12 protein-coding genes are annotated in these 14,789 nt (G+C 38.5%); 3 read left to right on the top strand and 9 right to left on the bottom strand.

What is annotated here, in order from left to right; genetic code table 11:
- Positions 1-93: 93 nt before the first annotated feature.
- Both AWW73_RS03290 and AWW73_RS03285 read left to right on the top strand, forming a co-directional pair.
- Positions 94-903 carry a cytochrome C assembly family protein gene (locus AWW73_RS03290; RefSeq protein ID WP_061874482.1) on the top strand — a complete coding sequence of 270 codons (810 nt, stop codon included), beginning with the start codon at positions 94-96 and terminating at the stop codon, positions 901-903.
- Between the two features lie 84 nt (positions 904-987).
- On the top strand, positions 988-1,932 hold the full coding sequence (locus AWW73_RS03285; RefSeq protein ID WP_062848725.1) for a tRNA dihydrouridine synthase: 945 nt from the start codon (positions 988-990) through the stop codon (positions 1,930-1,932).
- Positions 1,933-2,010: 78 nt separating this feature from the next.
- On the opposite strand, the gene AWW73_RS03280 is transcribed toward AWW73_RS03285, so the two are convergent.
- From AWW73_RS03280 to AWW73_RS03250, 7 genes are all read right to left on the bottom strand, one after another.
- Positions 2,011-2,964, bottom strand: a complete 954-nt coding sequence (locus AWW73_RS03280; RefSeq protein WP_062848724.1) for a DUF6160 family protein — start codon at positions 2,962-2,964, stop codon at positions 2,011-2,013.
- 161 nt (positions 2,965-3,125) lie between these two features.
- Entirely contained in the window at positions 3,126-5,537 is a 2,412-nt protein-coding gene (locus AWW73_RS03275) for a DUF6160 family protein (RefSeq protein WP_062848723.1), read from the bottom strand.
- Positions 5,538-5,569: 32 nt separating this feature from the next.
- Positions 5,570-6,295, bottom strand: a complete 726-nt coding sequence (locus tag AWW73_RS03270; protein WP_062848722.1) for a DUF6160 family protein — start codon at positions 6,293-6,295, stop codon at positions 5,570-5,572.
- 15 nt (positions 6,296-6,310) lie between these two features.
- Positions 6,311-8,353 (bottom strand): hypothetical protein, encoded by a 2,043-nt coding sequence (locus tag AWW73_RS03265; RefSeq protein WP_062848721.1) that lies wholly within the window; start codon positions 8,351-8,353, stop codon positions 6,311-6,313.
- 232 nt (positions 8,354-8,585) lie between these two features.
- Entirely contained in the window at positions 8,586-9,899 is a 1,314-nt protein-coding gene (locus tag AWW73_RS03260; protein WP_062848720.1) for a hypothetical protein, read from the bottom strand.
- Positions 9,900-10,201: 302 nt separating this feature from the next.
- Positions 10,202-10,771 (bottom strand): dCTP deaminase, encoded by a 570-nt coding sequence (gene dcd, locus AWW73_RS03255; protein WP_002120290.1) that lies wholly within the window; start codon positions 10,769-10,771, stop codon positions 10,202-10,204.
- A 114-nt stretch (positions 10,772-10,885) separates the two neighbouring features.
- Positions 10,886-11,479: a LysE family translocator gene (locus AWW73_RS03250; RefSeq protein WP_062848719.1), complete on the bottom strand. Its 594-nt coding sequence runs from the start codon at positions 11,477-11,479 to the stop codon at positions 10,886-10,888.
- 362 nt (positions 11,480-11,841) lie between these two features.
- Between AWW73_RS03250 and AWW73_RS03245 the strand changes: the two genes are divergently transcribed.
- Positions 11,842-12,408 (top strand): DUF2062 domain-containing protein, encoded by a 567-nt coding sequence (locus AWW73_RS03245; RefSeq protein WP_081409472.1) that lies wholly within the window; start codon positions 11,842-11,844, stop codon positions 12,406-12,408.
- Between the two features lie 32 nt (positions 12,409-12,440).
- Here the strand turns inward: AWW73_RS03245 and AWW73_RS03240 are convergent, their stop codons facing one another.
- Both AWW73_RS03240 and apbC read right to left on the bottom strand, forming a co-directional pair.
- Positions 12,441-13,313 carry a 5'-methylthioadenosine/S-adenosylhomocysteine nucleosidase gene (locus AWW73_RS03240; RefSeq protein ID WP_062848718.1) on the bottom strand — a complete coding sequence of 291 codons (873 nt, stop codon included), beginning with the start codon at positions 13,311-13,313 and terminating at the stop codon, positions 12,441-12,443.
- Between the two features lie 143 nt (positions 13,314-13,456).
- On the bottom strand, positions 13,457-14,647 hold the full coding sequence (gene apbC, locus AWW73_RS03235; RefSeq protein ID WP_062848717.1) for an iron-sulfur cluster carrier protein ApbC: 1,191 nt from the start codon (positions 14,645-14,647) through the stop codon (positions 13,457-13,459).
- Between the last annotated feature and the right edge of the window lie 142 nt (positions 14,648-14,789).

The following is a 14,789-nucleotide window of genomic DNA, read 5'->3' as shown; positions in this document are numbered from 1 at the left end:
ATAGAAAATTTATGCATAGAATGCTATAGGATACTTTAGTTCGCAGCGAATTTATATCTTATATAGATGAATTAATCCTGAAAAAGGTTTGACATGATTAGCCTCCCCTTGGTTTACACAATTTTGGCACTCATCGCATATACCACTTCTTTCTGGTATCTGTTTATTCGTTTAATGTCAAAACGTGAACCAAACCCATGGTTATTTGCTTTTGTTGCTCTCTTGGCACTAGCACTACACGGTACAGTTTTGTGCGATGCTATGCTTACGCCAGCAGGAATTAACTACGATGTATTTAACCTGATGTCTTTCACATCGGGGCTTATGCTACTGTTAAGCTTAATTTTTAGTACTTTCCGCCCAATTCTGCCGTTAAATTTATTAGGCATACCTGTCGCAGCTATTGGTCTTATTTTAGGTTTTGCCTTTAGCCGACCAGATCAATTTATTGAGCAGCATTCTCTAGGACTTGATACTCATATCATTCTTTCGCTTTCTGCCTATGCTGTTTTATTAATGGCAACCATACATGCGATCTTAATATGGTTTCAAAACCGTGAACTCAAAAAGAAACAAAAAAAACGTTTCTGGGTCAACTTACTTCCGCCAATTCAGGCGATGGAATCTTTATTATTTGATCTGATTATTACTGGTTTCATTCTATTAACAATTGCGCTTGCATTTGGTTTTTTAACTATTGATAGCTTCTTTGCTCAACATCTCGCTCATAAAACCGTTTTTAGTATTATTTCTTGGTTTATCTATGGCTCACTATTGATCGGCCATTACAAACTAGGATGGCGAGGTCAAAAAGCGATTCGCTTTACCTTGATCGGTTTTGTGCTTTTGGCGATTGGCTTTATTGGTAGTAAATTTGTGCTTGAGATGATCTTGGGTCGCTAGATAAATTAAAATTTAATCGATACTAGACAGCGTTATACATATCCCGTATAACGCTGTTTTCGTTTTATTCAGGTGACACAGACTGTGAAACTCATACTCGCTCCAATGGAAGGTTTAACTGACCCGATCATGCGGGATACACTCACATCTGTTGGTGATTTCGACTGGTGTGTGACCGAATTTATTCGCGTTACAGACAGTATTTTGCCAGACCATATTTACTATAGTTTTTGTCCAGAATTAAAAAATGACGGTAAAACAGCCGCTGGTACGCCTGTTCATGTTCAGTTCTTAGGTAACAACCCAGATATGCTGGCAGCCAATGCGGCAAAAGTTGTAGAGCTTGGTGCACCTGCAATCGACCTTAATTTCGGTTGTCCCGCAAAAACTGTTAATCGACATCGCGGTGGTTCAGTACTTCTTGATGAACCGGATGTTGTACATCTATTGATTAAGGCAGTCCGAGATGCAGTACCTGCGCACATCCCTGTTTCAGCAAAAATGCGCTTAGGTTATCTCGATGAAAACCATACGATGGAAAATGCCCACGCTGTTGAAGATGCGGGTGCAAGCTGGTTAACCGTACACGCTCGAACTAAAGCAGATGGCTATACGCCACCCGCTTATTGGGAAAAAATTCTACCGATTAAAGAAGCTTTAAAAATTAATGTCATTGCTAACGGTGAAATCTGGACCAATGCTGATGCTAGAGCCTGTCAGCAACAATCTGGCTGTGAAGACTTAATGATTGGCCGTGGTGCGGTGACGACTCCTGATTTAACACAATGCATTCGTGAAAATATGAATGAGGCATTATTCAGTTGGGAACAGCTCGTTGACTTACAAATTCGCTTTTTAAACGGTCAAGCAAAAACAGAAATTGGGATGGTAGGTCGTTATAAGCAATGGTTAGGTATGATGACCAAAGCCTATCCACAAGCGAAAGAATTATGGGATCAAGTGAAACGGATTAAAGCTTTAGATGAAATTGTTCAACAATTAGAACACACCAGATCAGACAATATTTAACTTGGTATAGCCATAAAAAAGAGGGCGATTATTTTCATAGTCTCCCTCTCGTATTTCAGGTTAAGCTATTATTCTTTTTTAAAAGCCGCTTACTTTCATTTTAAAGTCAGTTACAGAAACGCCAGTGACACCAAAACTCCCCATAGAGCCATTAGGTAAATTATTAAACGTTGTTGTATTTTGTGTACCCATATTTCCTAAAGTGACATTGTTAAGTGAAGCATCAAATTTACTAGATGCGCCTGTATTGCCAAAAGCTAATCCAGTTGAATCAACCCCTGCATAAAAACCATCTAACACAAAACCCGTTGAAGTATTTGTTCCTGCAAACTTAAACCCAAATGTTGCGCCTGTATTATCGGACACCAAAGTAATTGGACAGCCAGAGGCAGCAGAACAAATAGATTGAATTGCCCCACCAAATTTAACCATGACGGACTGCGCAGCATGGCCAAGTTGAATATTTAAGCGGGGTTTATTGGTTTGTACAAAGTTAATATCTAGATTTCCAGTAGAACGGATCAGTTCTTTTACACCCGTATTTACTGTCGTTCCCGAACTAAAAATTGATTTGGGTGCATAACTTGTTAATGCATAATCGGATGGGCTAGATAAAGATGCACTTGGGGCTAAATAAACTGAAAAAGGTAAAAGTCGAATACCGTTTACATCATTCCCCATAGATATAGCTAAATTTAAAAACGGATTTCCACCACCAGCATCGGCATCCATTGCAATATTAAAAGAAGGATTACCCGATACAGCAGCCTTAATAAATTCTATGCCAGGAACTGGATTAGTAGAGTTTCCCGCAATGACAAAACCAGCTTTACTGTTATAAGACGTTGAGGCAATACCGTTAGTATCAATGAGAGCGACTTGATTAAATTTAACGCTATCGGCCTGAATGCCTAAGGTTAAGCCATTTTGGCCAGTCGCTGCTGCAAGGCTTTGATCATCCAAAGGTTGCATTGCAAAAACACTTGAACTACTGGCAAGTAGCAGCCAGAACCCTATATTTTTATTCTTCATGTCGCTCTAATCCTTAAGAGACAAACGCTTATTATTTGTTCAGACTATCAGAATAATATTCAAGTACAAAGCAATTATCTCTATAACCCGACGAATGCAAATCCAATCACACTAAAATAAAATTTATATAAAAAAGCAGCGATTAACGCTGCTTTCTTTAATTAGTTAAAGGCTCCATTTCTAGGCACAATACTAAAGCTACTATTTAAACGTCCACCAGTAATTGCAAGCTCACCTAAACGCGCTCCAGCTCCTGTTGAAGGTGGATAGAAATTAATATCTTTAACACGTAACGCGCCATCAATACTCTTATCAGGGTTAAAATAAACCGCCGTATTTACGCCAACTTTACCTAAACCACTCGTTGTATCTTTACCCACAACCAAAGCGGTATTAAATGCTAGCTTTCCGGTAATATTATCAAAGCCAATTGCAGAACCATCAATCGGATCACTAATTTGAACTGTATTTCCAGTTGCTGTCGCCGGCATTGTGAAATCGCCGAGTACAGTTAAAGCACTACCATCTGCAATAGAACTATTTGGAACGATCGATAAGTTAAGATCGCCACCTAAACGTAGTTTTAAACCAAATAAAACATCATTATTTTTGGCAAAATTATCGATAGGTGAAGTACATGAACCTGTCGCTGGACAAGTTTTATATTTAGCACCTGGTAAATAACCTGCTGCAATTTCTGTTGATAAAGCAAGCAGCATCTCTTTTAAACTAACATTGAGGCTGCCATTTTCTAAACCAATAGTTCCATTGCCTTTGAGGAACATGTCGATATTACGTAAGCCCATGTAATAATCAGTAGGACTACCACCATTATTAGCATTTGGAGAACCATCAATTAATAAAATTGAGGTTGTTTTGGTTCCAGTCGCATCACGTCCAGTAGTTCCGGCAGCAATCCCAAAACCTAAACGCGAAGTCGTTCCAGATGTAGCCACAACATTTCGAACAGGCTTACCATTTGCATCTTTTGTATAGTAATAAGCACTATTTGCTGGTGCATCTAAACCATATACAGCAGCGTTAGCATTCAAATTATAAAAAGGTAAGGCTAAGCCCCACTGGTTATTTGCACCGTTGTCTGCAAACTGATTGGCAGCAGCGACATTCGCACTTGTCGTAAAACGACCGCGTCTTGAAAATGCTTGAAACTCTGCTCCACGCATCGCAAGAATTAAGCTAAATGGATTAGTCATCGTATCACGATGAATATTATGCTGATAATCAGCAGCTGTAGTTAAAGTACCCGACCCTAAACGAATTGCATTTAAAGTCGCGTTGTTTGGCATTAATAACGTTTTTGTATCAGCGAGATTTAAATAAATATTTCCGCTGTCGAAATAACCGCGCGTAGCAGAATTAAGACCTGTTAAATTACCAAATTCGAACCCATAAGCATTCAGACCTGCTCCACCAATTTCTAACGTGGTTGCTTTACCATCTGAACCTAGCATTGAGTCATTATCTTTAGTGAACTCACCTTTCATACGAAAGGCAATTCCAGAATTACCTAAAATACTATTACTTGAACTGGTGCCCGAAGCGGTATTTGCCGTACCTAATATTGTTGTATCTGACGTACCATCCATACCACGGACTTGTAAATAACTATTTACCATACGTCCACTAGCACCTAAACGAATCAAACCTTTCGCATTTTGTGGACTATTGGTGGCATCTAAAGCATAAGGATTAGTTTTATCAACATTAGAACTTAACATGACCTCAATGTTCAGGCCCGAATTGGTTACTTTTCCACTACTATCTACATATGTGCCTGCTGTTAAACCAGAAGCTGAATCTGCTACACGGTTAAAATCAACATATCCATAGGTATTATTCGGGGTTTGACCTACACTAGCGACGTTAGTTCCAGTATTTGTCTGTAAAACTAGGCCACGAGTTGGGTCAATTAACATCGCCCCTTTACCGACAAAATTAAAGTTAAAATTTCTTAAAATTAATTGATTTAACTGGCTGCGCGCATCGACTTGCCCTAAATAAATATTGGCATTATTAATTCCGAGCGTCATGCTTGACTGACTATTTGCATTAAATAGACCGTCTTGGGTGGTAAGTGCCAAATTTAGTGGAGAAGTTGTTTGAATAGCCAACTGCCCCATAGTCGGTGAGCAAGTAGCAGAGTTATTACATACCTTAAAACTATTCACAGTAATAAGTGAGGGACTGCTTTGCATAGAAAAGTCGAGTCCAGTTTTACCCGTAGTTGGATTGCTCCCTACATCTAACCGATAATTTGTGCTTAAAGGCTGACTAGATGCATTACTTTTTTGAACTTTTATGCCACCGGCTTGCGCCCTTAAAACCTGATCAGCACTGCTAGATGTACCCGCATGGTCATCCCAGTAAGCATTATCAATATTGATTTCATTAAACGTCGTTTGAATCGAAATTCCATCTTGTCCATTAACAGCACTCAAATCAGCATCTGTTAAAGCTTCTAAAGCAAAAACGTGTCCGCTCACTAACAACATGCTGGTTGTTAATGCATTTAAAATAAACTTTGAGCTGTGATTTTCTTTATTTTTTTTCATCACTTCAGTTCCTTTGAAATCTACATTAACCCTTAACAACGAGGATGGCTGCCATCACAGCTAAAGACCATGACTTTTCCTTGAATAGCCAAGTTTCCGTTCATCATTAAGCCCATAAAACCAGTTTCACGCCCATGGTCATACACCGATGGTGTTGCAGTAGCCACTTGCTGGTTTGCACTATTGGCAGTTGCTGCATAAGTTGGCTTTTTGAAATATGCATAATCATACATATTTGCGCTCGAACCTTGCGCTGTTGTTGAGCTGGTAAAGTTATCTTGCTCAATTGATAAAGCATTAAAACCAAAGTTACGAATTAAAATTGGCTGTGCTGCACTAAAACTCAGTTGAATAGCAGGCTTAATCATTTCAGTATTGTTTTTATCCAAATACTTTAAATCAGCACCATCCAAACCCATCTTTTGAATATTTAAAGTACCTTGTACGCCTTTAAATACGAGCCAAAGTTTATTACCACTATCACTATTTTCGGCCCAGCCACTTGGTTTCGTTGCATCAGCCTGTACAAAACGCTTATTAATTGCCAAACCAATATGGCAAAACTCTACGTTCTCACAGACACCACCACTACCATTGTCAAACACACCGTTAGCTGTCTGGTTTAAATTAAGCATTAACGATAAATCCGCACCAGCCTGACCATTGATGGCTTGTAATGCTTCATTATCTAAAGTTTGTAGCTCTGCATGAGTGACCGTTGCACAAAGAGCGAGGATTAAAGTACTTATTTTTTTCATATCACTTTCCTCCTCTTATAGGCCTTTAGTTGTGAGTTTTAAGTGCTGAATTAAAACACCATCAATAACAGCAGAACCCATATTATTCGTAATTGCTGAGCTAATTTGCGCTCCAGATAACTTATACGTGTTCAAATCTGCATTTGGCGTGGTCGTGTACCAACGCCCACCCTCATAACGGGCATCTGGCAAAGGCGTACCATTCGGTACTGTGTACTGAGCGCCATTTCCGGCATCAGCTAAGGTATAACCTGTATTATTCACAGTAGGATTATAATAAGCAGTACTCTCTACATTTGCCCAATTCGCACCCTGAGAATCAAATTTTAAACCTGAGCCAGCATTGCCAGTCCAGCCTGTTGCTGTCCGATATTGCCATGTATCATAACAAGTACTTAAATTCAAAAATCCGCAGCTATAGCTACCAGCACGGCGTTCTTGATTTTGCAATTGGTAGAAGTTTTTAGTTTGCGTGATCGCAGCCACAGTGCCTGTAGGTAATTTACCAAATGAAATACCAACCGCATCTTGTGTGCTATTTCCTTTAAATGCTTCTAAAGTATTATTGGTTGCATTATAGACAGTTGAACCAATTGAAATGCTACTATGAGTGGCGCTAGAGCCCTGATAAGTTTTTCCACCTAATGTTACGTTCGTACCACATTGATAAATATTACAAGTAGAACCTAAATAACTCGTATCTGCTCCACTATAGTCTGTATAGATTTTCTTATAAATTTCAGGTTTATTTGGAATACGAGCGAGTTCTATACTAAAGTTCTTGCCATCCGAGCTTAAAACTAATGGCTGATATAAAGAACCCAATACAAGGTTAATATTCGGGTTATAGAGATATAACCCTTCATTTGCATCAAAAGTTGGAGCAGTTCCACCATTAATTGCAGGTGTTACCAAATTGCCTTGTGTAGTCCCTGACTCGCGCGTACTTAAACGTAAAACATTATTCATAGCACTGTCAGTTGGGGCAGTCCATGACCCTGTTGATGTCACAGTCGTGGTCTGACTACGAATACGATATAACCAATCTGAACTTGGGGAGTTATTACTCGGTGCGCCAGTATATTGAGTGCTATAACGATTTACCCATGGCCCTACTGTAGACGTTGGAGTATTTGAAGTAATCGTTGCTCTTAAATTAGAGGCATCACCACTATTTAAACGTACTACTCCAGCAAAGCCTAAAGTATCGTTATAGAAAGGACTCATTCCTCCAGCAGATGTCGCTCCACCTAATGTTTGGAAAAGCTGTAAGCGGCTGCCATTTAAGCTAAAGTTATTCCACACTCCTTGTAAACGAAGACGGTTTGCACGAGTTGCGTCAGTACTCGTGCCAATTAGACCATTTGAATCGCCATAATTAAATTGATCTGTGACGCCATTTATTTTATTTGGATTACGGACAAAAATATCTGTCCATAAGCCTAATTTCAGCTTATAAGCGTCAATACCTGCAGAATCCTTTGTTCCGACTTCATATAAAGGGGCTTCTAAAGCTAAGTAAGTTACCTGACATGTTGGGTCAGTCGCACCTGTACAATTATTTGCACTAAAATTCGGCACTGAGTTTTCAGTCGCAACTTTGAAAATCCACGGGTTAACAGCAGTACCCCAACTTGAGATTGCAGCAGCTGCATCGGTAGAAGCAAGGCGAGTATTGGTATTATTATCAGATTTAGAAAGTGCTAAGCCATAAAGAAAAATATCTGCTTTACCTACCGCACGGTCACCTGAATCAATAGAACCATTTTTATTGGTATCAGCGGCTGTCATACTTAAAGGGCCAACCGGTACATAATTGATATAACCTGTATCTTTAGTACGATCAGTTAAAATCTGGGTTGAGGTTTCATTTGCACCTGCACCACGAAATACCATATAAGTATTCTGTGGCAAGATAGCAATACCTTCACCTGTCGTTTCACTCAAGCCCGCATCAGAAAGTTCTTCGAGTGCGAAACTAGGTTGGCTTATACAAAGCCCGATTAAACTTGCCAAAACGGTTTTTTGAAACCTTACCGTATAATTAAGTGTAGTCATCTTGACCTTCCTGTTTTATACGATGCCGCGCACCATATTTATTTTTCTTTAACAATCCCTGATGCCAGGTGAAGCTATCCTTTTCACCTTAGACAAAGAGGCAAATCTAAAAGATATTGCCAACCTTTCCACATTTCTATTATGCGGAATATTTGCACAAATGCAAAAAAAAGCATGTAAAAATTTACTTTTCCGATGAATGTAAAATAGCAATAGCTACTTTCTTTTCAAGTTAGCAGAACTTTAGGCTACCATAACAGTTCGGAGCAAAACTTTGGTTTTTTAAGACCAAATTCGTCAAATTCATAGGAACATATTGACCTGTTAAATCAACTGATTGAACATTGATATCTCCCAATAAGCAAGAAGTAGCAAGAATCCCACATTCAATTGGATTAGCCGTTAAATACTGACTCACTTTACCTAAAGTTGCTTTGACAACATCGTCTGTAATTTTGACCTGTGATTGTGGGGTCACGTCACCAATATCAATTGGATTTGAGAGTTCTAACCACCAACCAGCCTGAGAAACTGATTTTGCTCCTGTCCATTGTAAATTTTGTCCTTGTAAGGAAAGAGAGGCCGCAGTCCCATTCAAATTAACTTTATGGAAATATCCTAAGTCCTCATTAACTGCTACATTTACACCTAGATTATTAATTGTCCCTGATAGATTCCCACTAATAGTAAGCGGGATAGCCCCCCATGCTTGGGCATTTGCTTGAATAGGTCCCGATAAATTAATTCCACTAACTACAGCGGTACCAGTTAGATTAGCTGTGGTAATACGTTTTCCAGAAATAACCTGGGAAGGTAAAAATAAACTACCAGATGCACTACTTAAACCTAAATCATAGCTTGTTGTCTGGAAATCTGCGGTGACTAACCCTGTCGTGCTTTTTACTTTCCCCGTAATTGCTGTGCCTAAATTTGTCTGAGTTAAGCCAGCTTGTCCTGACACTGCTTGTAAAGTACTAACAGTTCCTCCAGTCGCTTGAGTTACCATATAACCACTAAAAGAGTTAATACCATTTTTTGTAGTCGTATTTTCCGAACCAAAAGTAAGTAGGCCCTGAATAGATTCGGCACTTAATCTCACCCCCGCTACTTCACGAGTCGATGCACTGTTAGGGTTTTTAATCGCAAACTCAATAAATGGATTGGTTAATTTTGCCGAAGAACTCGCACGGCCATCGTTAGTATCTGAAATGCCGCTTAGACTTAAGTTATCAATATCAATATCACAAGCACCTGCACCGTTAGCCCCACCACAGCCAAGCTGTAACTTTTTAATATTCGCGTTCAATTCTAAATCAGCATCTAGGCCTAATTTATAAAAGCCTACATTACTATTACTGTCACGTAGTTTTTCTAAGTTTGCAGAATCGGTAGGCGCAACATATGACATACTCATCAAGGCTTGGCCACGGGTCGCTGATAATTCAGCATCTGACATAGGAACTAATGTCGAAGCAGCATAAGCTGAAGAAAAGCATAAGCTTCCGAGTGTCAAAAGTGCTACTCGAAGAGACGTAAACTGTCGCATGGCCGACCTCCGTATCCGTGGGGGCATAATCCTGTTTAATTTCTTTTTATTTGGCCTATCTACATTTGATCATGTATTTAACTAAACATTATCAAAGAGCGCCTATATCAACCACATTTGCTTTTAAATTCTGTGATGCAGAGCAAAAAACAAATCCATCATTGATCATTTTATATCATTTTTTACAAAAGGAAACTGTCGTTTATCATAATTCCGATAAACGCTTTTCACAAAAATTTTATTTATAAAATTGGGCCACCTAAGTGACCCATCATATTAAAACTATTATTCAGCTAAGAAAATTATGTTTTAGGAAGTGTAACACCTGTTTGGCCTTGGTATTTACCACCACGATCTTTATAAGATGTTTCACACACTTCATCACTTTCAAAGAATAGCATTTGTGCTACGCCTTCCCCAGCATAAATACGTGCAGGTAAGTTAGTGGTATTTGAGAATTCTAACGTAACGTGACCTTCCCATTCAGGTTCTAAGGGAGTCACATTTACAATAATACCGCAGCGAGCATAGGTCGACTTGCCTAGACAAACAGTCAACACATTGCGAGGAATACGGAAATATTCAATTGTACGTGCTAGAGCAAATGAGTTTGGCGGAATAATACAAACGTCAGACTCAATATCGATAAAACTTTTGTCATCAAAATTCTTCGGATCGACAATTGCAGAATGTACGTTTGTAAAAACCTTGAACTCACGGGCACAGCGTACATCATAACCATAGCTAGAGACCCCGTAGGAAATCAACTTTTCACCATTTTTATCAAAACGGACTTGATTCTCTGCATAAGGTTCAATCATGCCGTGTTTTTCGCTCATTTCGCGAATCCAACGATCAGACTTAATGGCCATGTATTTTCTATCCAAAAGGTAAATTCATTGATTGCGACGTACTTTAACTTAAAAAACCAATTATGAAAACAACACAAAGCTACTCAAACAAATAAGAATAGCTCGGCGGTACATTTAAAGGTTAAGTAAAGCAGAATAACTAATTGGAATTGAAAAGCTGACCAAGACAAGTGAAGCGGTTTTTTGCAAGTTAGTTTGATTTAGCCAACCTACTTTTTTAGAAGCTAAAACCGATCCCAAGAAAATCCATAACAACGCAATTGGTGTAATAAGCGCTAAATAAGCAATCATATGAATTAAATAAATATGAAAATTACTCCACGCAGCTACCGGGAAAATTGCTGAGGCAAAGAGTAAGGCTTTTGGGTTTAATAAAGTGGCGCAAAATAACTCACGAGCACGTATCGTCGGCTGATTTAATTCAACTTCTTGATTCGCCGTATGCCATAACTTAATGGCCAAGAAAATAATATAGCAAGCACTCAATAGCTTTAGAATAGGCGGCAGCATTGGCAGTGTGTTAGACACTTTCCCAATCAGCATTCCCCATGCAGAAATAGAGATCACATAGCCCAAAACTTCTGCTGGAATAAGTTTTACTGATTTCCTTAAGCCCACTTGCACGCCTGAAGAAGCGAGTAGTGTATTGGTTGGACCAGGAGTAAGTAAAATTGTGGCTACTAAGCCAATAAAAAGCCATGAAATCATTGAATGACCTCATAATATAGTCATCTCAGATTAATAGATATCCTGTTACAAGGCAAAAGGTAATTGTAAGACAAAATTTTTAAAATTATTTTTATCCTCTCAATAAAATTTATAAAAACAAATATTTATAAAATTATTTCAAAAAATAGAGAAGAAAACTTTACGGTCAGTTGTGATGCTTTTCAAATAGATTACGCATTAAGTAACATAAGTATTTTTATTTTAAGTCTATTTTTCCATCAAAAGTCTTTATAATAAAAAATATATAGCAATGGTAAGTTTAAATTTTAAGCTTTTAATAAGTTTCGATTCTTATATTATTTCTGATTTTTTATATAGAGCATCGCGCTCTAATACCCTTAATGATTATGGCAAAGCATTTTTTTCAATCTTGGCTTCCCTCCCCCGAGAAAGTTTCAAATATGAAATTTCTAAGGATTTTTGGTAAAAAGACCCTGAATCCTGTGCTTTGGTACGTCAATCGAAAATCAATTACTCGTGCTGTTTTTGTCGGAACTTTTTTTGGTTTACTGCCTATCCCTTTTCACAGCGTATTTATTGTGATGGCGGTCTTACTATTTGAAGTAAATTTACCCATTAGCTTAATGCTGGCTTGGCTAAGTAATCCTATTACATTAGTTCCTATTTTATATATTGGTTTTTGGTTCGGTGCACACATTTTTCATGTGCATATGATCAATAAAGAAATGTTGCTAGGTGTATTGCACCAAATTTCGCGCTGGATTACTCATTTCGGGCATGGACACATTGACTTTAGTCTTGCGAAAATCTTAATGACAGGTCTTGTTGTAGAAGCTTTTGTATTTGCCGTCATTTTATATATATGCACAGAAATTTTCTGGCGCTGGATGGTCATTAAAAACTGGAAAAGTAGACATCGTCAAAAGAAGCAAGAAGAGGTTTTATAAAGGTTCCTCTCTTCTTGCATAAGTTTAAATCATTATTTTGGCAGTTTTGATTTCATATACTCTTCAGCCACATTAAGCACATACTCTTGACAAGCCTCTCCCGTACCTGGGTCATAAGCTCCATTATTGGTAATATTATTGGATAAGATTCGAATGCCTAAAAACGGAACATTAAACTGGCTTGCGATTTGTGCAACTGATGCTGCTTCCATTTCCTCAACAGAAGTACCATAACGCTGATGGAAAAATTGAATACGATCAAGTTCGTTATTCCAAACATCTGCTGAACCAATCGTTCCTTCAACTACTTCGCCTTTATCATAACGAACTTTATGTGCCGCCATTAACAACTCTTGGTCACCTTCAAATTTGCGTATTGCAATCGGTTCTGGGTCAGATTCATCTGTTGGTAAAACATCGAAAGCCTCAACCCAGGTGAGTGAGTCTGAACCACCACCTACTGGCTGTTTAGGTGTTCTAAATGCACCAATATTGGTTGTATATTTTCCTAAAACAATATCGTAGACATGTAGATCTGGGTCGTGTCCACCTGATGTTCCCTGATTAATGATCGCAATCGGTTTATAACGTTCAATCGCTAAAGCTGTTGCGGCAGCCGAGTTACTCATACCCATGCGGGTTTTAGAAATAATCATTGGATAGCCGTTATAGGTTCCTTTCCAGAAGGTCCACCCACCAACTTTTTCAACAGTCTTATTCTCTAACTTTGAAGCCATTCTTTCCGACTCTACGGGTAAAGCACCCTGAATAATAATTGGCTGTAACTTCTGTTTTTGTTCCTGAACTGTTGGTGTTTGTGAAACGGATGAGTTGTCATCATTACATCCCACTAAAAATAAAGCGCTACATAAACTGATTACGCCCAAACTATACTTAAATTGCATTTTTTAACCTTTCTTTTTAAAAAGTGTAAGGTAGCAATCTACATGCCAATTTCAAGTTCAGCTTTGTTATTAGGATTCAGTAATTTAATTTTTTATTTTAATCAGATGATAAAAAACCCGACTTAAAGCCGGGTTTTAATAAATTAGAAAATACGCTTATCATCACGTGTGCGTTGAGGGATTTTTTCAATCTGCTGCCAGACTGCTTTAGCAATCTCAATATAGCTATCAGCCGCATCATCCATTGCTACAACACTCGGTTTACCCTGATCAGCATGTTCACGTATTTGAGCATTTAGAGGCAACCGACCTAATAATGGAATATGGTATTGCTCGGAGAGCTTCTCACCACCACCAATACCAAAAATTTGCTCTTCATGCCCACAGTTCGAACAAATATGGGTCGACATGTTCTCAACGACACCTAATACTGGAATACCAACTTTATTAAATAACTCAATTCCTTTAGTGGCATCTAGCAAAGCAACATTTTGTGGAGTAGTCACAATGATTGAACCTGTAACAGGAATACGCTGAGCAAGTGTAAGCTGAATATCACCAGTACCCGGTGGCATATCAATCATAAGTACATCTAAATCTGGCCAAAGCGTTTGATTAAACAATTGCATTAGAGCGCCTGTTGCCTTTGGTCCACGCCATGCAACAGGTGTGTTGTTATCACCAGTTAAATGTCCAATAGAAAGTACAGCCATACCATAAGCATCTAAAGGTACAAAATTTTCACTTTCAATAAGAGGAGTTTTACCAGCGTTACCTAGCATGGTCGGAATACTTGGGCCGTAAATATCAGCATCTAATACCCCAACCTTAAGTCCCATTTTTTGCAAGGCAAGTGCTAAATTGACTGTAGTTGTCGATTTACCAACACCGCCTTTCCCAGATGAAACTAAAATGACATTTTTAATACGAGGGTGAAGTGGAACCTCTCTTTGTTGCGGAGCGGCTTTTTGAATCGGTGGATTATTTGGATCTGGTTCTGATTTAGGTGAAGCATCCAGCACAGGAGGTAAATTTGAATTTTCTGGTGTAGGGCGTTTTTGTTGAACCACATGCAGGTTAAGTTCTTCAATACCGCACTTTTCTAATGCACTCGCTAAATCATCATGAATTTGCTGCAAATGCTCTTTTTCATCTGGAAATGTATTAATCGTAAGTTGTAATACACGACCTTGAACTTGAAGCTGACTAATGCGCTCTTTTAGAGCATCTTTTGAATGCGGTAATAAATAATTCTGGAGTACGGTTTGGATTTCATCTTCTTTCACTTCTTGTGCGGGTGAAAAAACGGACTTTAATGAAGAAAGCCAAGACATATTGTTTACTCCAAAAACAGATCATTACAGCTTAATGGAGATAGTGTAACAGTATTGGTCCGCACTCGCTCACCTTGGGATGAATAATTACTCACTTACAATCTCATCTTTTAGGTGAGGAGTGCAGATTTTAGTTTAGATC

Origin of the sequence: Acinetobacter lactucae, from assembly GCF_001605885.1 — a bacterium.
GTDB lineage: Bacteria > Pseudomonadota > Gammaproteobacteria > Pseudomonadales > Moraxellaceae > Acinetobacter > Acinetobacter lactucae.
The sequence above is the reverse complement of the archived record's forward strand: the minus strand, read 5'-3'. Positions and strand labels throughout refer to the sequence as shown.

Excerpts from the sequence above, each read along its gene's own strand:
- AWW73_RS03275 (WP_062848723.1), bottom strand. The coding sequence starts at position 5,537 with ATGAAAAAAAATAAAGAAAATCACAGCTCAAAGTTTATTTTAAATGCA.
- AWW73_RS03290 (WP_061874482.1), top strand. The coding sequence starts at position 94 with ATGATTAGCCTCCCCTTGGTTTACACAATTTTGGCACTCATCGCATAT.
- dcd (WP_002120290.1), bottom strand. The coding sequence starts at position 10,771 with ATGGCCATTAAGTCTGATCGTTGGATTCGCGAAATGAGCGAAAAACAC.
- AWW73_RS03245 (WP_081409472.1), top strand. The coding sequence starts at position 11,842 with ATGATTATGGCAAAGCATTTTTTTCAATCTTGGCTTCCCTCCCCCGAG.
- AWW73_RS03250 (WP_062848719.1), bottom strand. The coding sequence starts at position 11,479 with ATGATTTCATGGCTTTTTATTGGCTTAGTAGCCACAATTTTACTTACT.
- AWW73_RS03280 (WP_062848724.1), bottom strand. The coding sequence starts at position 2,964 with ATGAAGAATAAAAATATAGGGTTCTGGCTGCTACTTGCCAGTAGTTCA.
- AWW73_RS03240 (WP_062848718.1), bottom strand. The coding sequence starts at position 13,313 with ATGCAATTTAAGTATAGTTTGGGCGTAATCAGTTTATGTAGCGCTTTA.
- apbC (WP_062848717.1), bottom strand. The coding sequence starts at position 14,647 with ATGTCTTGGCTTTCTTCATTAAAGTCCGTTTTTTCACCCGCACAAGAA.
- AWW73_RS03265 (WP_062848721.1), bottom strand. The coding sequence starts at position 8,353 with ATGACTACACTTAATTATACGGTAAGGTTTCAAAAAACCGTTTTGGCA.
- AWW73_RS03260 (WP_062848720.1), bottom strand. The coding sequence starts at position 9,899 with ATGCGACAGTTTACGTCTCTTCGAGTAGCACTTTTGACACTCGGAAGC.
- AWW73_RS03270 (WP_062848722.1), bottom strand. The coding sequence starts at position 6,295 with ATGAAAAAAATAAGTACTTTAATCCTCGCTCTTTGTGCAACGGTCACT.